Source organism: bacterium, assembly GCA_021372515.1.
Lineage (GTDB): Bacteria > Gemmatimonadota > Glassbacteria > GWA2-58-10 > GWA2-58-10 > JAJFUG01.
The window spans coordinates 1-19457 of sequence record JAJFUG010000133.1 but is presented as its reverse complement, the minus strand read 5'-3'; the positions used below and the strand labels follow the sequence as shown (position 1 = coordinate 19457).

20 protein-coding genes are annotated in these 19457 nt (G+C 61.9%); 17 read left to right on the top strand and 3 right to left on the bottom strand.

Annotated elements, in window-relative coordinates; all coding sequences use genetic code 11:
• Positions 1 to 51 precede the first annotated feature (51 nt).
• The 4 genes from LLH00_12895 (at position 52) to LLH00_12880 (ending at position 4225) form a co-directional block, all read left to right on the top strand.
• Entirely contained in the window at positions 52 to 768 is a 717-nt protein-coding gene (locus tag LLH00_12895) for an SHOCT domain-containing protein (protein MCE5272167.1), read from the top strand.
• A 65-nt stretch (positions 769 to 833) separates the two neighbouring features.
• A complete protein-coding gene (locus LLH00_12890; GenBank protein ID MCE5272166.1) occupies positions 834 to 1889 on the top strand; it encodes a PAS domain S-box protein in 1056 nt (351 codons plus the stop codon).
• A gap of 147 nt (positions 1890 to 2036) precedes the next feature.
• A complete protein-coding gene (locus tag LLH00_12885) occupies positions 2037 to 3431 on the top strand; it encodes a sigma-54 dependent transcriptional regulator (GenBank protein ID MCE5272165.1) in 1395 nt (464 codons plus the stop codon).
• A gap of 35 nt (positions 3432 to 3466) precedes the next feature.
• The gene (locus LLH00_12880) at positions 3467 to 4225 is read left to right on the top strand and encodes a protein phosphatase CheZ (GenBank protein ID MCE5272164.1); all 759 of its coding nucleotides are present in this window, start codon (positions 3467 to 3469) and stop codon (positions 4223 to 4225) included.
• 157 nt (positions 4226 to 4382) lie between these two features.
• On the opposite strand, the gene LLH00_12875 is transcribed toward LLH00_12880, so the two are convergent.
• Positions 4383 to 4793, bottom strand: a complete 411-nt coding sequence (locus LLH00_12875; protein ID MCE5272163.1) for a hypothetical protein — start codon at positions 4791 to 4793, stop codon at positions 4383 to 4385.
• Positions 4794 to 5278: 485 nt separating this feature from the next.
• On the opposite strand from LLH00_12875, the gene flgB reads away from it, so the two are divergent.
• From flgB to LLH00_12825, 10 genes are read left to right on the top strand one after another with little or no spacing between them, the layout of a single operon-like run.
• Complete coding sequence (gene flgB, locus LLH00_12870) at positions 5279 to 5704, top strand: flagellar basal body rod protein FlgB (protein MCE5272162.1); 426 nt, start codon at positions 5279 to 5281, stop codon at positions 5702 to 5704.
• 22 nt (positions 5705 to 5726) lie between these two features.
• On the top strand, positions 5727 to 6218 hold the full coding sequence (gene flgC / locus LLH00_12865) for a flagellar basal body rod protein FlgC (protein ID MCE5272161.1): 492 nt from the start codon (positions 5727 to 5729) through the stop codon (positions 6216 to 6218).
• Between the two features lie 47 nt (positions 6219 to 6265).
• Positions 6266 to 6640, top strand: coding sequence for a hypothetical protein (locus LLH00_12860; GenBank protein MCE5272160.1), 375 nt, complete (start codon positions 6266 to 6268; stop codon positions 6638 to 6640).
• A 25-nt stretch (positions 6641 to 6665) separates the two neighbouring features.
• A complete protein-coding gene (gene fliE, locus LLH00_12855; GenBank protein ID MCE5272159.1) occupies positions 6666 to 7013 on the top strand; it encodes a flagellar hook-basal body complex protein FliE in 348 nt (115 codons plus the stop codon).
• 49 nt (positions 7014 to 7062) lie between these two features.
• Positions 7063 to 8592 (top strand): flagellar M-ring protein FliF, encoded by a 1530-nt coding sequence (gene fliF, locus LLH00_12850; GenBank protein MCE5272158.1) that lies wholly within the window; start codon positions 7063 to 7065, stop codon positions 8590 to 8592.
• A gap of 2 nt (positions 8593 to 8594) precedes the next feature.
• Positions 8595 to 9614: a flagellar motor switch protein FliG gene (gene fliG, locus LLH00_12845; GenBank protein MCE5272157.1), complete on the top strand. Its 1020-nt coding sequence runs from the start codon at positions 8595 to 8597 to the stop codon at positions 9612 to 9614.
• Between the two features lie 35 nt (positions 9615 to 9649).
• Positions 9650 to 10399 (top strand): hypothetical protein, encoded by a 750-nt coding sequence (locus LLH00_12840; protein MCE5272156.1) that lies wholly within the window; start codon positions 9650 to 9652, stop codon positions 10397 to 10399.
• Positions 10377 to 11801 (top strand): flagellar protein export ATPase FliI, encoded by a 1425-nt coding sequence (fliI, locus tag LLH00_12835; protein ID MCE5272155.1) that lies wholly within the window; start codon positions 10377 to 10379, stop codon positions 11799 to 11801. Before LLH00_12840 ends, fliI begins: the two co-directional genes overlap by 23 nt.
• A gap of 24 nt (positions 11802 to 11825) precedes the next feature.
• Positions 11826 to 12287 carry a flagellar export protein FliJ gene (fliJ, locus tag LLH00_12830; protein ID MCE5272154.1) on the top strand — a complete coding sequence of 154 codons (462 nt, stop codon included), beginning with the start codon at positions 11826 to 11828 and terminating at the stop codon, positions 12285 to 12287.
• A gap of 24 nt (positions 12288 to 12311) precedes the next feature.
• Positions 12312 to 12848 (top strand): hypothetical protein, encoded by a 537-nt coding sequence (locus LLH00_12825; protein MCE5272153.1) that lies wholly within the window; start codon positions 12312 to 12314, stop codon positions 12846 to 12848.
• Positions 12849 to 13107: 259 nt separating this feature from the next.
• Here the strand turns inward: LLH00_12825 and LLH00_12820 are convergent, their stop codons facing one another.
• Together LLH00_12820 and LLH00_12815 are read right to left on the bottom strand one after the other, a co-directional pair.
• Positions 13108 to 13449, bottom strand: coding sequence for a P-II family nitrogen regulator (locus LLH00_12820; GenBank protein MCE5272152.1), 342 nt, complete (start codon positions 13447 to 13449; stop codon positions 13108 to 13110).
• 16 nt (positions 13450 to 13465) lie between these two features.
• Positions 13466 to 14782, bottom strand: coding sequence for an ammonium transporter (locus tag LLH00_12815; protein MCE5272151.1), 1317 nt, complete (start codon positions 14780 to 14782; stop codon positions 13466 to 13468).
• Positions 14783 to 15258: 476 nt separating this feature from the next.
• Here LLH00_12815 and LLH00_12810 point away from each other — a divergent pair, with 476 nt between their 5' ends.
• The 3 genes from LLH00_12810 to LLH00_12800 form a co-directional block, all read left to right on the top strand.
• Positions 15259 to 15969, top strand: coding sequence for a zinc metallopeptidase (locus LLH00_12810; protein MCE5272150.1), 711 nt, complete (start codon positions 15259 to 15261; stop codon positions 15967 to 15969).
• A 317-nt stretch (positions 15970 to 16286) separates the two neighbouring features.
• Positions 16287 to 18983, top strand: coding sequence for an FAD-dependent oxidoreductase (locus LLH00_12805; GenBank protein MCE5272149.1), 2697 nt, complete (start codon positions 16287 to 16289; stop codon positions 18981 to 18983).
• A 222-nt stretch (positions 18984 to 19205) separates the two neighbouring features.
• Positions 19206 to 19457, top strand: a 252-nt coding sequence (locus LLH00_12800) for a transposase (protein ID MCE5272148.1), incomplete at its 3' end; no start/stop codon positions are given.

Genomic DNA, 19457 nt, shown 5'->3' with positions numbered 1-19457 from the left:
AATTGAACGGAAGCAAGCCAAGGCCGGTGCGCCGGCAGGAGTCGAGCCGCGGTGAGTCGCTATACGGTGCTGCTTGTCGACAGTGAGGTGTTCAGCCGCGATCTGCTGACCAACCACCTGCGCCACACCGGGTTTTCGGTGTCCGCGGCGTCCGGTGTCCCGGAGGCGGAGAAGCTGATTGCCACGCACAAGGCCTTCCCGCTGGCGATTCTCAGCCTGGCGCCGGAGGAGAAAGCCGCCGCCCGTCTTACCGGCATGCTGCACGAGGCGGCCCAGGAGACGGTGGTCCTGCTGATCGCGCCGCATGCCGGCGCGGCCGAGTCGGAGCTGCTGGCCCGCACCGGGGCCTGGGACGTGCTGATCAAGCCGTTCCGCCTGGAGGAGGTCAAGGTCCGGCTGGCCCAGGCGGTGGAGGTGTTCGAGCTTCGGCGCAAGCTGCGCGCGGCCCTGGCGAAACTGGCCGAGAGCGAGGCGCGCCCCCGTCGCAGCCGTCCGCTGGAGCAAGAGGTGCGTATCCCGGAGATGAGCGAGCTGCTGGTGGAGGAATCCTCGCCGCCCGAACCCGGGGCCAAGGACAGCCCGGAGCGCCCGGTGCGGGATGTGCCCGGCTCCCAGGTGGAGTCCTCCTACCGCAGGCAGCAGAAAAAGCAGGAATGCGAGACGGACACGTTCGATCAGCTCAAGCGGCTGAGCGAGCTTTTCAAGGCCGGAGTCCTGTCGGAAAAAGAGTTCAACGAAAAGAAAAAGGAGCTTTTAGGCCGTATATGACCCTCCCCCCTCGTACAATCGAACCGGTCGGCGCCCCTGTTGTACCCAGACCGGTGGAAAGCTGCGTGAGCCTGGCCCTGGAAAAGGTGGAGCACGCTATCCTGGCCGTGGACTGCCAGCGGCGGCTGATCCTGTTCAACGAGGCGGCCGAGCGGATCAGCGGGTTCGCGCGTGGCGAGCTGCTGGGCCGTCTGTACGAGGAACTGCCGTTCAGCACGGACAACGGTGCGGGCGAGCGTGTCGGGGCCCTGCTCGAGGAACGTCTCGAAAGCCCCTGGCGCGGCGAGAAGAGCCTTCTTACCCGCGAGGGCCAGCCCCTGGCAGTGGAGGCCCGCCTGGAGGCGGTGCGCGACAGTGACGGGCGGATAGTGGGGGCGGTGGAGATACTGACCGACCTGTCCTCGATCAAGCAGTTGCGGGACGAGGTCTCGCGTTCGAGAACCTTAAGCGCCCTGGGAGAGATGGCGGCCAACGTGGCGCACGAGATTCGCAACCCCCTGGGCGGCATCGGCGGGTTCGCCGCGCTGCTGGAGCGCGACCTGGGGGTGGATGACCCGCGCCGCAATCTGGTGAAGAAAATCATAGAGGGTGTGGCCAGTCTGGACCGGATAGTTTCCAACCTGCTTATCTACACCCGTCCGATCAAGCCCAGCCTGCGGCGGATTGAGCTGGCCTCGTTCGTGGATGAGGTCCTGGCTTTCCTCGAGGTCGAGATCGAGAACCAGGGGCTGCCGATCGTTATACAGCGCGATTTCCCGGGGGACCGCCTGGAGGCGGAGATCGACCCGAGCCTGATGCAGCAGGTGCTGCTCAACATCCTGCAGAACGCGGTGCATGCGATGCGTGCTGCCGGCGGCCAGTTGACCATCTCACTGTCAAGGGAGGGCAACTGCGACGGGACGCGCTCGTTGCGTCTGGTGGTGGCGGACCAGGGCGTGGGCATGAGCGAGGACGTGCAGAAAAAGATTTTCAACCCGTTTTTCACCACCCGCGAGGATGGGACCGGGCTGGGGCTGGCCATCGCCAAGAAAATGATCCAGGAGCAGCAGGGTTCGATCGATGTCCGCTCGCAACTGGGAGCGGGCACCGAGATCGCGATCCTGCTGCCGCTCAGCCGTTAAATCAGATTGCCGGCGCGGCCCCGAGGCCGTCCGGAATGTGGTCTGTCGTGACCCCGTTGTCCGGCGCAACGGGCTGGGCTGTCACGGCGATATATTTTCCATTCGGGCGTCCGGAATGCATCTGACTCGCCCACCCGGAGAAATGCTATGGATTTCAAGCGTGTGCTGGTGGTAGATGACGAGCCGTTGATGCGGGACTTCCTGGTCGAAACGCTGCAACGCAAGAAATATCTGGTCGAATCTCTCGGTAACGGCGCCCAGGCGATCGAGAAGATGAAAACCGAGTATTTCGACCTCATAATCTCCGACATCCGCATGCCCGAGGTCACGGGCATGGACCTGCTGGAGTCGGTCAAGCGCCAGAGCCCCGAGACCGAGATGATCATGATCACGGCGTTCGGCACGATCGAAAACGCAGTGGAGGCGATGAAGCTCGGGGCCTACGACTACATCACCAAGCCGTTCTCGGCCGATGAGATCGAGATCGTGGTCGAGCGGGCCATGGAGCGCCAGCGCCTGCGGGACGAGAACCGTTCTCTGCGCAGCGACAACACCCAGCTTCGCAACCAGCTCAAGGACAAGTACAGTTTCAGCTCGATTGTCGGAGTGAGCGAGGTGATGCGCAAGGTCTACGACACGATCGAGATGATCGCCCCCAGCCGGGCCACGGTCCTGATCCAGGGCGAGAGCGGCACCGGTAAGGAACTGGTCGCCCGGGCCATCCATTTCAACAGCCCGCGCCAGAACCGTCCGTTCATCAAGCTCAACTGCGCCGCCCTGCCAGAGGGCCTGATGGAGAGCGAGATGTTCGGGCACGAGAAGGGCGCTTTCACCGGGGCGATCCGCACCACCAAGGGACGTTTTGAGCTGGCCGACACCGGCACCCTGCTGCTGGATGAAATCGGCGAGCTGCCGCTCACGCTCCAGAGCAAGCTGCTGCGGGTGCTGCAGGAAAAGGAGTTCGAGCGGGTGGGAAATCCCAGCCCCCTGAGCGTGGATGTGCGGGTGATCGCCACCACCAACCGCGACCTGAAAAAGGAGGTCGAGGAGGGGAATTTCCGCGAGGATCTCTACTACCGCCTGAATGTGGTGCCGATCTGGCTGCCGCCGCTCAGGGACCGCAAGGAGGACATCCCGCTGCTGGTGGACCATTTCCTGCGCAAGTACTGCGAGGAGAACGCGCGCAAGATCGCCGGGCTGGATGACGAGGCCATGGCGCTCCTGATGGTGCAGGAATGGCGCGGCAATGTCCGCGAACTCGAAAACCACATCGAGCGCTCGGTGGTGCTCTGCCGGGATGAGCTTATCGGGGCGCGGCATTTCCAGTTCGAGCACGCGCCTGTCACCAGCAGCGCCGGGTTCGGGATGGATGGGATAACGCCGGGCATAACCCTGCACGAAATGGAAAAGAGACTGATCCTGAGTACCCTGACCCAGGAGAGTAACAACCGGACGCGTGCCTCGGAGGTGCTGGGAATCAGCGTCCGTACTCTGCGCAACAAGCTTAACGAGTATGCAGGGGAAGGTATTCAGATAAAATAAACCTGGATACAGGATTCATTAACTCGGGAGCCAGAATGGAAAATACATCGGTCGACAGCGCCGAAGACAGAGAGAGCCACTCCCTGCTGCGTGTAAAGCAAGTTTCGAGAGAATTGGGCGAGAGCCTGGCCCGCTTCGATCAGGGCGATCTGCCAGTATCCTGCCGGGCGGCTATCAATGAAACGGCGGCTCGGGCGCATATACTCGTCAGCGAGATCGAGCGTTTCATCAGCAACGTGGTGTCCGATCTGGAATTATCGGAGGAAGAGCTTAAAAAGAGCTCGAAGAAAATCCTCACCCGGGTTTCCGAGCAACTGGAAAAAGTGACCGAGTCGACGCAGATGGCGGTCAACAGCGTGTTGAACCGTATCGACCAGATATGTGAGCGGCAGAACACGATTTTCGAGCAGATCGTAAACCTGCGGGAAAAACTGTCCGAACGGAAAAGTGAATCGGAGCCGGAATCCATGATGGAGGTCCTAAGCCGGATCGAGAACCTGGAAAACGAAATCCAGGGTGAGGCCTTCGAGATCATGAACGAGATGCAGTTCCAGGACATCACCACCCAGCAGATACAGCTGGCCCAGCAGCTCCTGGAGGAGGCCAAGCAGAAACTGCTCGATTTCCGTCAGATCATGACTGCATTCAGCGAGGGAGCCAGCAGTAACGCCAGGGAGCAGATGAAGGCGGCAAGGACCACTTTCGACCCTGGCGCGACCATGAAAGACCGCGATATCCGGCAGAAGCTGGCGGATGATGTGTCCTCGGATTTCAAGGCCCCGGGGGGAGACTGACAGACCGCGGTTCGGCCGCGTTTGGCTTGGAACAGAATCAGAAAGGGGTACGCTCAGGCGTGCCCCTTTGTCTTAACATCGTTATAAGGTCCTGTTCCGCTTTGGATTGACTTCCCGCTCGTTTCGCCCGCAGGCTCGCGGCTCTCCATCCGGTTGTCTATTTCTTGCCCGTATCGCCGGCCGGATAGTAGACCCCGGCATTGTCCCGGCGCAGGCTGCCGCCCGCCACCGCCGACTTGAGGTGCGGATAGAGGTTCTGCACTTTCGTGCCCAGCTGGCGGGCCAGCTGCGGGGGACGGATGCCGCTCGGCGCCTGCTGGACTTTCTCCAGGATTTTCTCTTTTATATCCATCATGCGCTTGCCTTTTGTCGGCGTGATCTCGATTGCCGTACCGATTTTGTTTTCGAGCAGGTCGAGGAGCTGGGAGACTCTTTCGGTCAGCACATTCACTTTTTCGATCAACTCGCGCTGGCTGCCGCCGGTCTGTTCGGAAATGTTCACATGGTCTCGCATGGTTTTGGCAAATTCTTCCATCCCGGTGAAAAAACCTTTCAATATATCCGACATTTAAAGCCTCCGGATTCAAAGTAAGCCGGTGTTGTGAAAGACAGCCGATACAAAACGGTTATAAATGTACTTCATTTAAGCATCGAATATACTGCCGAAACAGCCGCTTGCCCGATCTGACCCGCACTCCCGCTGCTATAGGCGGCGAATTAATAGAATTAATTAAAGATAACACAAATGAATTATTATTGCAATACTCTTCCCGGCAATATGTCATAAGCGTAAATGTATAATTAGCATATTTATGATTTCGGGTCGGGCAATTACGGGGGGAAAGTGAAGACGCACAGATATCGGAATACTTTTCCGCAGCGGAACCAATTGCCTGATCCGGGGCGGACTGCCCTGGGCAACTTGCTTTAGAATAACTTGTTAGGGGGTGGGCGGCACTGGCATGGATGTTGCTATTTTGCCGGCAGACTATCCAGGTTTGCGCCGGGACCCGGCGCCGGCCGCCGGCTCAATAGAGAGAAAGGACGCCCGAGATGCTCAACCAGTTCCTGTTCGAGCAGACCAACCTGCCGCTGCTGCAGAAGGGCCTCGACACCTACTCCATGCGCCAGAAAGCCTCGGCGCACAACATCGCCAATGTCAACACCCACGGGTTCAAGCGCGTCGAGGTGACTTTCGAGGACGAGTTGCGCAAGGCCCTGGACTACGACCGCGGCATCCGCGGCGAGCGCACCGATGACGCGCACATGAAGATCGGCGCAGGGACTCTGGACGAGGTCAAGCCCGTGCCCTTCATGCCCGAGGACACCGACCTGCATTCCGGGGTCAACAACGTGGATATCGACGAGGAAATGGTCCGCCTGGCCAAGGCCCAGCTCTCGTTCGACTTCGCTTCCAAGATGGCCAACCGGACTTTCTCCGCGCTGCGCAGCTCGATCCGCGGCGAAACCTCCACCTGATAGGCCGTAAGGGAGCCCGGACATGCCCCTGGAACGCATATTCTCCTCGCTCAACATAAGCGCCACCGGCCTGAGCGCACAGCGCCGCCGGATGGACCAGATCGCCCAGAACATCGCCAACGCCGAGACCACGCGCACCGAGGAGGGTGGGCCCTACAAGCGCAAGTTCGTGGTCACGGCCGAGGCCCCGGTCACCGTGTTCCCCAAGTATTTCGAGAACGCCATCCACCTCGAGCGCACCGACGGCAACCATTTCAAGGATGAGCCCATCCGCGACCAGATGCCGGTTCCAAGCGGCACCGAGGTCGTCGAGACCGCGGTGGACCAGTCGCCTCCGCGCCTGGTGTACGATCCGACCCATCCGGATGCCAACGCCCAGGGTTATGTGGCGATGCCCAACGTGAACGTGCTGACCGAGATGGTGGACATGATCAGCGCCACGCGCGCCTACGAGGCCAACACCACGGCGCTCAACGCGAGCAAGGACATGACCAGGAAGGCGCTCGAAATCTGAGCGTGACGGCCGCGCGCCTGTAGGCGGCGACGGCCCCGGGAGCTGTAATGAGAATTCTGCCCTATTTCAACGCGCAGCCGCAGGTCCAGAAAGCCTCGCTCCGAGCGCAGGCCGCCCGGACCGCCGCGGCGGGCCAGGCCCCGGCCGAGGCGTTCAGCCTGCCGGATGAGCCGGAGCGCGTTGCACAGACGCAGGCGGCCAAGGGACAGGACCGTTTCATCCCGGCCAGCCCGGTCACCGGGGTGGTCTACTCGCTGTCGAGCGAGGCGCGCTCGCGCCTGGAGGCCGCCGCTGCGGCCGCCCCGGAGGACCGCACCGCCGGTGTGGTCAAGTCGGGGCAGTACGGTTTCTACCGTCTGGACGGCCGTCTGGGCGGCGCCAATCCGGCGGTTAAAGGTGAAAAACTCGACCTTCTGAGCTGAGACGGCATAGCCCGAGGAGTTAAAGATGGCGGATTTCCGGATCAACCCCCTGCGGCCCGAGCAGCCGTTCGCACAGCCCAACGCTCCGCTCAAGCCCGGCACGATCCTGCCCGAGGCCGAGCGTGCCGGCGGCAGCCCGGTCGAGCCCACCGAAATGTCGTTCCGCGACACGATCCGAAATTTCGTGCACGATGTGGACGGGATGCAGAAAGACTCGGCCAAGAAGGTGCAGGATTTCATGGCCGGCGAGATAACGGACGTGCACGACGTGATGATGGCGGTGGAGAAAGCCGGCACCAGCTTCCAGTTGATGATGGAGCTGCGCAACAAGATGATGGACGCCTATCAGGAGATCAAGCGGATGTCGCTCTGACATCCCTGGCTTAAGATAATGTTCGGTATAACGGAGATGAGGCCGGTCGATGAATGAGTTCTTCCAGCAGTTCCTGACCCAGGCCCGCGATTTGTGGGGCAAGCTTTCGCCGAACCAGAAATTCGCGATGCTCGGGGTGACTTTCGCCACCATCGTGGGCATGATTTTCCTGCTCATCTGGGTCCAGCGGCCCAAGTACGAACTGCTTTATTCCCGCCTGACCGAGGAAGACGCCGGCAACATCGTCAACGAGCTTACCGCCAACAAGGTTCCCTACAAGCTGGACCAGAACGGCACCGCGATCCTGGTCCCGAGCAAGCAGGTGCCCGAGACCCGCCTTCAGCTGGCCGGCAAGGGGCTGCCCCGCACCAGCGGAGTGGGCTACGAGATCTTCGACAAGGTCAACATCGGCGTGACCGACTTCGTCCAGAAGATCAACTACCGTCGCGCCCTGGAGGGTGAGCTGACCCGCTCGATCGAGACCGTGGCCGACGTGGACAAGGCCCGTGTCCATATAGTCATCCCCGAGGAACGCCTGTTCACCGAGGACCAGAAGAAACCGACCGCCTCGGTGATGCTCAAGCTCAAGCCCTCGGCCAAGCTGAACGAGCAGCAGATCGTGGGTATCACCCACCTGATCTCCAGCAGCATCGAGGGCCTCGACCCCGAGAATATCACCATTATCGACTCCTACGGCAACATGCTCTCCTCGGTCCAGTCGGTCGACCCGATGGTCAAGCTGACCGCGCACCAGCTCGAGCTGCGCCAGCGCACCGAGGACTACCTGACCAAGAAAGTCCAGACCCTGCTCAACGGCGTCCTGGGCAACGGCAACACCATCGTGCGCGTCTCGGCCGAGGTGGATTTCAAGAAAGTCGACCAGACCATCCGCACCTTCGACCCCAACAACACCGTGGTCAAGAGCGAGCAGCGCAACGCCACGATCAGCACCGACAACAAGACCAATTCCTCGAACACGGATGAAAGCTCGATCACCAATTTCGAGATCAACGAGACCATGGAGCACGTGGTCCAGGAAAGCGGCAACATCCACCGCGTCACGGTGGCCGTTTTCGTGAACCAGCTCACCCAGATGACCCCTCCTCCCGGCGGCGGTGATCCCGTGCTCCAGCACGTGCCGCGCACCCAGGAAGAGCTTGACAACATTCGCGTAATTGTACAGAATTCGGTAGGATACGACCCATCACGCGGCGACCAGGTGGCGATCAACCAGTTCAGTTTCGACACCTCGCAGGTGGACCAGGAGCGCAAACAGCTGGAGGACGCCGAGCGGCGCGAGTTCTGGTACAGCGTGGCCCAGAAGATGCTGCTGGTCATCTCGATCCTGATCTTCGTGCTGTTTGCCCGCAGCCTGCTGCGCTCGCTCAAGATACTGCCGCCCAAGGAGGCGGCCGAGGAGGGCATCGAGGCCGCGGTGCCGATCGAGGAGGAAATCTCGATCGAGGCGCAGAAACGGGCCCAGATTCAGGAGCAGGTGATGATCTTTGCCAAGGAAAAACCGGCCAACGTGGCCAAGCTGCTTAAAACGTGGATGGTCGAAGAAGAGTCGGGGGATTAAGCATGGACCTCACCTACGAAAGCCTCAACGGTCTGCAGAAAGCCGCAATCCTGGTGGTGGCCCTGGGCGTGGAGGCCTCCAGCTCGATCTTCAAGAACCTGGGCGAGCGCGACATAGAGCGCCTGTCCATCGAGATCGCCAATATGCAGGACATCCCCTCGGCTGTGACAGACGCCGTGGTGGAAGAGTTCTACCAGATGGTGCTGGCCCAGGAGTATATCGCCCAGGGCGGCATGGAATACGCGCGCAGCGTGCTGGAACAGGCCCTGGGCGGCCCGCGGGCGGCCCAGATACTGGCCAAGGTCCAGAGCGCCCTGCACGTGTCGGGCTTCAAGCTGCTGAAAAGAGTCGACCCGGCCCAGTTGCTCAATTTCATCATGAACGAGCACCCGCAGACCGTGGCGGTGATCATGGCGCACCTGGATGCCAGCCAGGCCGCCTCGATCCTGGCCGAGTTGCCCGAGCAGCTCCAGAACGAGATCGTTTACCGTATCGCCACCATGGGCAAGATCAGCCCGGAGCTGCTCAACGACGTGGAAAAGGTGCTGGAAAGCCAGCTCGAAAGCGTGCTGGGCCAGGACCTGAGCCAGGCCGGCGGCGCGAGCACCGTGGCCGAAATCCTGAACCTGGCCGACCGTGCCACCGAGCGCAAGATCCTGGACAACCTCGTCCAGAAAGACCCCGAACTGGCCACCGAGGTGAAAAACCTGATGTTCGTGTTCGACGATATCCTTCTGCTCGACGACAAGAGCATGCAGCGCGTGCTCAAGGAGATCGACGTCAAGGACCTCTCCATGGCGCTCAAGGGCGCGGCCGAGGAACTCAAGACCAAGGTCTTCCACAACGTGTCCGAGCGCGTGGCCCAGTTGATCCAGGAAGAGATGGATTTCATGGGCCCGGTGCGCCTGCGCGACGTGGAGGAGGTCCAGCAGCGCGTGGTGGATGTGGTGCGCTCCCTGGAGGAGGACGGCGAGATCGTCATCAGCGGCAAGGGCGGCGCCGAGGACACCCTGGTGGAGTAACCGCCGCGGCCTGCGGCTGAGAACGGAAGAATGCGATGATAGTGATCAAGACAGGCAAGCCCCTTAGAAAGGTGTTCCTCAAGACCGGCGAGGAGATCGTCGCGCAGGAGGACGAGTTCCAGGAGGCGGATTTCGGCGCCCTGGAAAATGTCCCCCCGGCCGAGCTCTACGACCGGGAGGGGCTCGACCGCGCGGTCCAGGAACATCTGGCCGCCGAACGCGTGCAGTGGCAGGCCGAGACCGGGCGCCTGAAAGGCGAGGCCTTGGAGAAGGGCCGCGCCGAGGGCCGCGCCGAGGCCGAGAAGAGTCTGGCGGGACGGGCGAAAGTGCTCGGGGACCTGCTGGTCGCGCTTTCCGAGGAGCGGGAGAAAGTCCTGCGCGAGGCCGAGTCCGAGGCGGTCGATCTGGCCCTGGCCATCGCCCGCCGCTTCGTGGACCTGGCCGCCGAGACCGGCAGCGAGGTGATCAAGCAGTCTATCAAATCGGCGGTGCGGCTGGTGACCGAGAAAGACAAGCTGGTGCTGCGGGTCAACCCGGAGGACCTGGAAGTGGTCCGGGGGCACCAGGACGATATTATTTTCATCGGCGACGGGATCGGGCGGCTGGACGTGCGGGCGGACAAGCAGGTCCGCCGCGGCGGCTGCGTGATCGAAACCGGAGCGGGCAATATCGACGCGCGGGTGGACACCCGCATGGCCGAGATCGAGAAAGCCCTCAGGCAGGCGCTGTTCATCGAGCGCGAGAATGCGCAGGAGCGGGACGATGCCGCCGTCTCTGAGCACTGATACGACTGAAAGGCCTCTGGGCCGCTGTTTCCGCGCCCTGGACCACTGCGAGGACATAGTCCTCAACGGCAAGGTCAACCAGGTGGTAGGTCTGGTGATCGAGTCCATCGGGCCCTCGGTCTCCATGGGACAGATCTGCCGTATCCGCAGCCGGGAGGATGGCCGCGAGGACAAGGCCGAGGTGGTGGGGTTCAAGGATAACAAAGTTCTGCTGATGCCGCTGGGCAGCATGCAGGGGATAGCGCCTGGCTGCGAGGTGGTGGGCGACCGCTCGATGTTCACGGTGCCGGCTGGGCAGAAGCTGCTCGGACGGGTGCTGGACGGTCTGGGCAACCCGATCGACGGGCTGGGGCCCCTGGAACTGGCCGATTCGGCGCCGGTCTACCGCGAGCCGCCCAGCCCGATGGCCCGCGCCCGGATCAAGGAACCCATCGCCACCGGCATCCGCACCATAGACAGCCTGCTCACCTGCGGCAAGGGCCAGCGCGTGGGCATTTTCGCCGGCAGCGGCGTGGGCAAATCGGTCCTGCTGGGCATGATCGCCCGTAACACCGCCGCGGATGTGAACGTGATCGCCCTGATCGGCGAGCGCGGCCGCGAGGTGCGCGACTTTATCGAACGTGACCTGGGCGAGGCTGGCCTCAAGCGTTCGGTGGTCATCGTGGCCACCTCCGACCGCCCGGCCCTGGTGCGCCTCAAGGGCGCCTTTGTCGCCACCGCTATCGCCGAATATTTCCGCGACCGGGGCGAGGACGTGATGCTGCTGATGGATTCGGTCACCCGCATGGCCATGGCCCAGCGCGAGATCGGCCTGGCCGTGGGCGAGCCGCCCACCACCAAGGGCTACACGCCCTCGGTGTTCGCCATGATGCCCAAGTTGCTGGAACGGGCGGGCAAGCTGGAGCGGGGGAGCATCACCGGCCTCTACACCGTGCTGGTGGACCAGGACGACATGGACGAGCCCATCGCCGACGCCATGCGCTCGATCCTGGACGGGCACATCGTCCTGAGCCGCCGTCTGGCCTCGATGAACCACTATCCGGCTATCGATGTCCTGCCCTCGATCAGCCGCGTGATGACCGACGTGGTGCCGCGCGAGCACCGCACCAAGGCCCAGGCCATCCTGGAGACCCTGGCGGTCTACCGCGAGGCCGAGGACCTGATCAACATCGGGGCCTACCAGCCCGGGTCGAACCCGCGCATCGACCGCGCCCTGCGCGTGATAGACGCGGTGAACGCGTTCCTGCGCCAGGACATCAACGAGCACACCGACTGGCCCCAGACTCTGGAGCAGTTGGATCAGCTCTACGCACGCATCCAGCAGGCCGGCCAGGCGGTATCCGCCGAGGCCCAGGCCGCGCAGAACGCCGCCGGAGCCGGACGGGCCTACCGGGCCTCCTGAAGGCCCGCCTGAGAGTGAGGGGAGATGAAGCAGTTCCAGTTCCGCCTGCAGAAAGTGATGGAAACGACCATGACCCGCGAGGAAGTGCAGAAGCGGGAGCTGGCCGAGGCGTTCGGCCGGCTGCGCAGGTGCGAGGAGGAACTGGAGGCCATGCTCGAGCGCCTGGAGCAGCAGATCGCCGAGTTCGAGTCCGCGGCCGACCGGACTCACGCGGTGCGGGTCTCCGAGCTGATGAACTACAGCGGCTGGACCGAGGTCCTGGCCGGCGAGATTCGCGCGCAGCGGGTGCGTATCGAGAAACAGAACGAGGAGGTCCGTCTGCACCGCGAGCGCCTGCTCGAAATTACCCGTGACAAGAAGGTGCTTGAAAAACTGAAAGATAAAAAGTATGCTGAATTCAAGAAGAAACTGCGCAACATGGAACAGAAGTTCATGGACGAGCTGAGCGTGCGCTCGTTCCACAACGGCAACGGAATCATGCAATAAACCGGCACAGGGGCCAGTGGAGTTATGACCAAGCTTTTACAGTTCATCGGAGGGTTCATCCTTTCGTTCCTGTTGATCGTCGGCCTTTTCACCGGCATCTTCTGGTACACCAAGGACTACACCGCGCCGCCCCCGCCGGGGGTCAACGTGGACAGCCTGATCGCGGCAGGGGTCTGGCCGGACAGCCTGTCGATGTACGCCAAGGAGCGTATCCAGATCGACCAGAAGAAAACTGAGCTGACCACCAAGGAGGAGGATCTGGCCCGCAAGCAGCAGGAGATCGAGCAGAACAGGCAGATGCTGGAGGATATCCAGAAGAAAGTGGGCGAGGCCTCGGCTGAGGAGGACTCGATCATGAACCTGCGCTACCAGGACCTGGCCGGACTGATCGAAAGCATGAAGCCCGCGGACGCCGGACGGGTGCTGGACAACCTGAGCGATTTCTCCTCGGCCAAGATACTGCTGCGCATGCGCAAGCGCTCGGCTGGCAGCGTGATGAACGCCATGAGCGCCGAAAAGCTGGCCAAGGTGAGCCAGTTGATCACCATGCTCAAGGAATGAGCGGAAGGTCCGGCGAAGACAGGGATATAAATGTAGGGGCGACCGGCGGTCGCCCCTTTTTTTGTTCACCGGGGCACGGTGTATCGAGCCTCTTAAATGAGTCCTTAAAAGCCCGGTAACTGTAGGGGCGGCCCCCTGTGGACGCCCGCGGCGATACGGGCAGGCACGGGCTTGCGTTTTACATGTAAAAACGTAGGGGAGGGTTTTAAACCCTCCCCTACAATTGTTTACGTCAGGCAATCTGCTTGCTGCGCCGCGCTCAGCCGATGGCGTCGTGCCCCTCCTCGCCGGTGCGGATTCGCACGCAGCGCTCGAGCGGAAGGACAAAGATTTTCCCGTCACCGATCTTGCCGGTGCGCGCCCCGGCGATTATCGCCTGGATGGTCGCCTCGACGAAGTCCTCGTTGACTGCGATCTCGAGGCGCACCTTCTTGAGCAGGTTCACCTCGTGGATCACGCCACGGTAGGTCTCGGTGAAGCCTTTCTGCTGGCCGCAACCGATGACGTTTGAGACTGTCATCTTGAACACTTCTTTGTCGAGAAGCGCCTTTTTCACCTCAGGCAGCTTTTCGGGCTGGATCAGGGCTATTATCATTTTCATCGGTCAAGTCTCCGTGTCAGTCGGTGAGGAAGATCTGGAACCCGGCGTAGCTTTCGATGCCGTGCTCGCCGATGTCGAGGCCGCGTATCTCTTCCTTCTGGCTGACCCGCAGCCCAACCGTGGCCTTGAGTACCCGGAAGACCACATACATGCTCACCAGGGTGAACCCCACCACCGCGGCCGAGCCCAGGGCCTGCACGGCCAGAAGGTGTGCGCCGTGGCCGGTCAGAAGGCCCTGGCTTTCATGGAACAGCCCCACGGCGATAGTGCCCCACACGCCGCACATCCCGTGCACCGGTATCGCGCCCACCGGGTCATCCACCTTGATCTTGTCAAGCAGCTGCACACCGTAGACCACCACCACTCCGGCGATCGCGCCGATGATGACGCTGGAGGAAAGCGAGATCCAGGCGCAGGGCGCGGTGACCGCCACCAGCCCGGCCAGCGAGCCGTTGATCGCCATGCTCAGGTCGGGCTTGCCGAACTGCCACCAGACCACCAGCATGCTGACCACGCAGCCGGTGGCAGCGGCCAGGTTCGTGTTCACCGCCACCTTGGCGATCAGGTTGGCGTCCATGCCGCTCAGGCTGGAGCCGGGATTGAAACCGAACCAGCCGAACCAGAGAATCAGCACACCCAGGGCAGCCAGCGGGATGTTGTGGCCCGGTATGACCCGCGCCTGGCCGTCCGGCGTGAACTTGCCGATACGCGCGCCTAACATCACTGTCCCGACCAGTGAGGCCCAGCCGCCCACCGTGTGCACCACGGTCGAACCGGCGAAATCCAGGAACCCGAGTTTCGTCAGCCAGCCGCCGCCCCAGACCCAGTGGCCGATGATCGGATAGACCACCGCACTGATGATGAAGCTGTAGAGAAGATAAGCGATGAACTTGGTGCGCTCGGCCATCGCGCCGGCCACGATGGTGGCCGCAGCGGCGCAGAACACCACCTGGAAGAACCAGTAGGCCAGGGTCGGCACCCCGGCGGTCAGCTCGGGAATGTCCTTGAGGAACAGGAAGCCACTGCCGATGAAACCGTTGCCCACCCCGTACATCAGGCCGTAACCGATGATCCAGTAGGCCAGCGAGGCCATGGTGAAATCCATCATGTTCTTCATCAGGATGTTGGCGGCGTTCTTGGCCCGGGTGAACCCCGCCTCCAACATGCCGAATCCGGCCTGCATGAAAAAGACCAGGAACCCGGTTATCAGGACCCAGACCGTGTTGATCCCCAGGGCCAGTTGGTCGACCGTATACTGGGGGTCGTCGGCCAGAGCCAATACGGGAAGAGCCAGACAGCAAAGGCCCGCCAGAAGGAACAGTTTTTTCTTCATCCATCCTCCATCGAACAGCGATTCCAGGGTGCCGATCAGGGTTTCACAGTTCCAAACTTTTACCGGACCAAAAGATAAAAGAACTCTATTTCCGGCCTGTTGCCCTTGAGTTACGATAGTTTTAATTCTGTGTTTCCGAATTGTTTCGCGTGCCTCCGTCCGGCCCCAAATCCGATTTCTGTAACGCGGAGTGGCCGGCAGGGTTATATTTAGGCACAGTAAGACTGCCGCATTGGCGGTGCGGTTGCCGCATTTCTGGCAGAGAGGGCCCGTTTGCGCGGAGGGCCGTCCGGGGCCGTAAAGTGTAATTGCTTAATAGTGCTGGGGATGCCGCTCATTGCCCCTGCGGGCACGCGGCTTGCCATTTTCTGGAACGGTGGGTCCGGCCCGCGGGTAAGCAACATTACGGTGGGCCGGGGAGCATTTGAACTCGATTATTACAGTAGTAAAGAAAGAATATTTTCTCGGGAGGCTTTATGCGATTTCTCGCTATGATGGACCCTCTATACTGGCTGCTGATCGGGCCGACCATGCTGCTGGCGCTCTGGGCGCAGCTCAAGGTGAAGTCGAATTTCAACAAGTACAGCCAGATCGGCACCTCGCGCGGGGTGACCGGCGCCGAGGCCGCCCAATTGGTGTTGGAGGCGGCCCATATCATGGACGTGCGGGTGGAGGAGGTGGGCGGTTTCCTGAGCGATCACTACGACCCGCGCTCCAAGGTGCTGCGCCTGAGCCCGGATGTCTACAACGGGCGGAGTATCGCCGCGGCCGGAGTGGCGGCCCACGAGGCCGGGCACGCGATCCAGCATGCACGCGACTACATGCCGCTGAAATTTCGCACGGCCCTGGTGCCGGTGGCCAGCCTGGGCTCCTGGCTCTCATGGCCCATAATCATGTTCGGCATGCTGCTGCACTCGATGCAGATGCTGCAGATCGGCGTGCTGGCTTTTTCGGCCATCGTGCTGTTCCAGATTGTCACGCTGCCGGTGGAGTTCGATGCCTCCAGCCGGGCCAAGAAAGTGCTGGTCAGCACCGGGGTGCTGGTGAGCCCTGAGGAGCGCGAGGGCGTGAGCAAGGTGCTGGGCGCGGCGGCCATGACCTATGTGGCGGCCACGATTTCGGCGGTGATGCAGCTGCTCTATTTCGCCATCCGCGCCGGGCTGCTCGGCGGCCGCCGCAGCGACTGAGCCAGTCTGTCAGACCTGTTCGGAACGCCGCCCGGGATTCTCCCCGGGCGGCGTTTTATATGTCTCACCGGCGGTAACTTATTTCAGTCCTGGACGTTATATGCTCAGCCGGTAAATGGTTTTTCTCCAGAACGAGAAGATAAGGCCTCTATATGTGCGAAAAAACTTGCAAATCGATAGGGGTTTTATATCTTACAATCCTGATGCCAGCATAGCTCTGCCGTATCAGAACTTCTGCTGTGCAAGTCCTCCGCTCCCCGTAATTCCCGAATTGCCCGGATCGGCTGAAACGTTAATCAAACACTAAAGGATTGCCCATGTTATACCAGAACCGTAAAAACTACAAAGACGAGGACTTTGAGCTGCCGGTGGAAATTGCCGGCGTTAAATGGCGTAACCCCTTCTTCGTCTCCAGCGGTCCCACGACCTCCACGCTTCAGCAGTTGATCAAGGCTGCCGAATGCGGGATCGGCGGGGCGAGCTGCAAGCTCACTTTCGACCCGCCGCCCTACATCAACCGCCGTCCGCGCTACGGCTGGGACGCCGACCAGCACCTGCTGTATTTCTCGGCCGAGAAGCGCCTGGTGCTGGAGGAGGCCCTGCGCCTGATCGAGGCCGCCCGCAAGCAGATCAAGGATTTCGTCCTGTTCTCGAATTTCACCTATTCCGAGGGTGGGATCGAGGGCTGGGTGAACATGGCCAAGAAATTCGAGGAGGCGGGCGCGCACATCAACGAGCTGAACATGTGCTGCCCCAACATGTCGTTCAACGTGGAGCTGGCCAAGGACAAGGGGGCCGAGAGCCACAAGACCGGGGCCAGCCTGGGCCAGCAGGAGCGTGAGATCCAGGCCATCATCCGGGCGATCAAGGCCGAGACCTCCATCCCGCTCTGCGTTAAGCTCACCCCGGAGGGCGGCCGCCAGGACATCGTGGCCCAGGCCTGTTTCGAGGCCGGCGCCGACATGGTCTGCGGCGTCGCCAACCGTCTGGCCCTGGCCGCCATGCGCGTGGACCAGCCCGGCAAGAGCACGATCAACCTGCAGGACGAGCAGGGCATGTACTGCATGAACAGCTACTGGATCAAGCCCCTGGCCCTGCGCGATGTCTACATGATGCGCAAGAAAGTCGGCCCGGCGCCGGCGCTTCTGGGCACCGGTGGGGTGACCACCTGGCGTGACGGTGTGGAGATGATGATGGCCGGGGCCGACCTGGTCGGTTTCTGCTCCGCCACGATCATCTACGGCTTCTCGTTCTTCCCCGAGTTCTTCCGCGGGTTCAAGAATTATATGCAGGAGATGGGGATCAAGCAGCCCGGCGACATGCGCGACAAGGTCATCCCGGCGATCAAGAGCGCCCCGGAGCTGACTATCTACGAGGGCTACGCCAAAAAGAAAGATGATAATCTGGCGGCTCCCTGCGACTACGCCTGCCCGCACCATGTGCCGGCCATGGCCTATGTCCGCCTGGTGGCGCAGGAGAAGTTCGAGGAAGCCTACAAGATGATCACCAGCAAGAACCCGCTGCAGCATGTCTGCGGCTACATCTGCAACCATCCCTGCGAGGATGCCTGCAGCCGCGGCCTCAAGGATGAGCCGATCCGTATCCGCGCGATCAAGCGTTTCGTGATGGACAAGGCCGCCGCCGAGGGCTGGCAGCCGAATATGGAAATGTCCCCGGCCAACGGTCTCAAGGTGGCGGTGATCGGCTCCGGCCCGGCCGGGATCAGCGCCGCCTCCAGCCTGGCCCGCGCCGGCTATGCGGTCACGGTGTTCGAGCGCGAGGCCAAGGGCGGCGGCATGCTGCGCTACGGCATCCCCGAGTTCCGTCTGCCGCGCAAGCTCATCGACCGCGAGCTGCAATGGCTGGGCAAGCTGGGGGTGAAAGTCGAGTACAACAAGGCCCTGGGCAAGGATTTCAGCCTGGCCGACCTTCGCGCGAAGGGTTTCAAGTCTGTCTGCATGACCGTGGGCACCCAGGCCGGTGTCACGTTGGGTATCCCGGGTGAGGATGCGCCCCAGGTCTACTCGGCGGTGGATGTGATCCGCGGCCACGCCGCTGGCAAGGCGCCCAAGCTGGGCAAGAAAGTGGTGATCGTGGGCGGCGGGTTCACCGCCGTGGATGTGGCCCGTATCTGTGCGCGCCTGGGCGTTGAGAGTGTCTACATCGCCTACCGCCGCACCAAGGATGAGATGCCCGCCGTGCCTGAGGAGGTGCTGGAGGCCGAGCAGGAGGGCGTGCGCGTGATGTATCTGGTGAGCCCGGTGGCCGTGGAGACCGAGGGCGGCAAAGTGACCGGCCTGCGCCTGAAGAGCAACGTCCTGGGCATGGCAGCCGACAACGGCGGCCGCCGCAGCCCGGAGCAGGTCGAGGGCGCCGAGTTCACCCTGAGCGTGGACACGGTGATCACCGCGGTGAGCCAGAAACTGGACGGCGTGGCCTCCGCTCTGGGCCTCGAGCTGACCCGCTGGGGCACCCTGGCCTATGATGAGTCCACCGGCCGCACCGCGGTGGCCGATGTGTTCGTGGCTGGAGATGCCGCCATGGGCCCCAGCACCGTGATCCGCTCGGTTGCCGAGGGCAAGCGCGCCGCGGTCTCGGTGGACAAGTTCCTGCGCGCCGAGAACGCCGTGCTCGATTTCGACCCGGCGTTGAGCGTGGTCGATCCGGTGGATGTGGTCAACCGCCGCACGGATATGCCGCTGAAGGATCGTGTGCCGGTGGAGGTCAAGCCTGCCGCCGAGCGCAAGCAGGATTTCGAGGAATATGAGGAAACTCTGAGCCAGGAAGCCGCGGTCGAGGAGGCCGGACGCTGCCTGAGCTGCGGCTGCGGCGTGGGCTGCCAGATCTGCGAGGAGCTGTGCATGCGTTTCGCCTGGAGCCACGAGGAGGGCAAGAAAGTGGAAGTTGATAAAGAAGCCTGCGTGGCCTGCGGCATGTGCTCTTTCCGCTGCCCGAACCACAACATCGAGATGGTCAAGGGCGAGCTGTCGCCCGCGCGGGTTGGGGCGCACTAAGGCATTATTCGGCAGGATGATAGAGAATGACCGGCGCGCCGGGGGAGCGATCTCCCGGCGCGTTTTTTTGTGGTGATGAAATTACGGACTTGTGTTAAACTTGTTCAATGCATTGCTTGTAATAACGAATAGCTTTCTTGATGCCGCTGTTTTGTTTGCGCTTTGGTTTTGCGTAGGGGCACGGTGCACCGTGCCCAACTTACCAATCCCATCGAGTCCGCCATGGATCGCAAAAGAAGAAGTGTCCGGCTGCCGGAATATGATTATGCCAGCCCCGGGGCATACCTGGTGACAATCTGCACTGCCGTGAAATCCGATCTTTTCGGGAATGTTTTGGCGGATGGGACGATGGAATTGAACGGCTGCGGGCGGATCGTGAGGGAGGAGTGGCTTCGGACTGCGGAGTTGCGAACTAATGTAGACCTGGATGAATATGTTATCATGCCCGATCATTTTCACGGGATTGTGATTTTA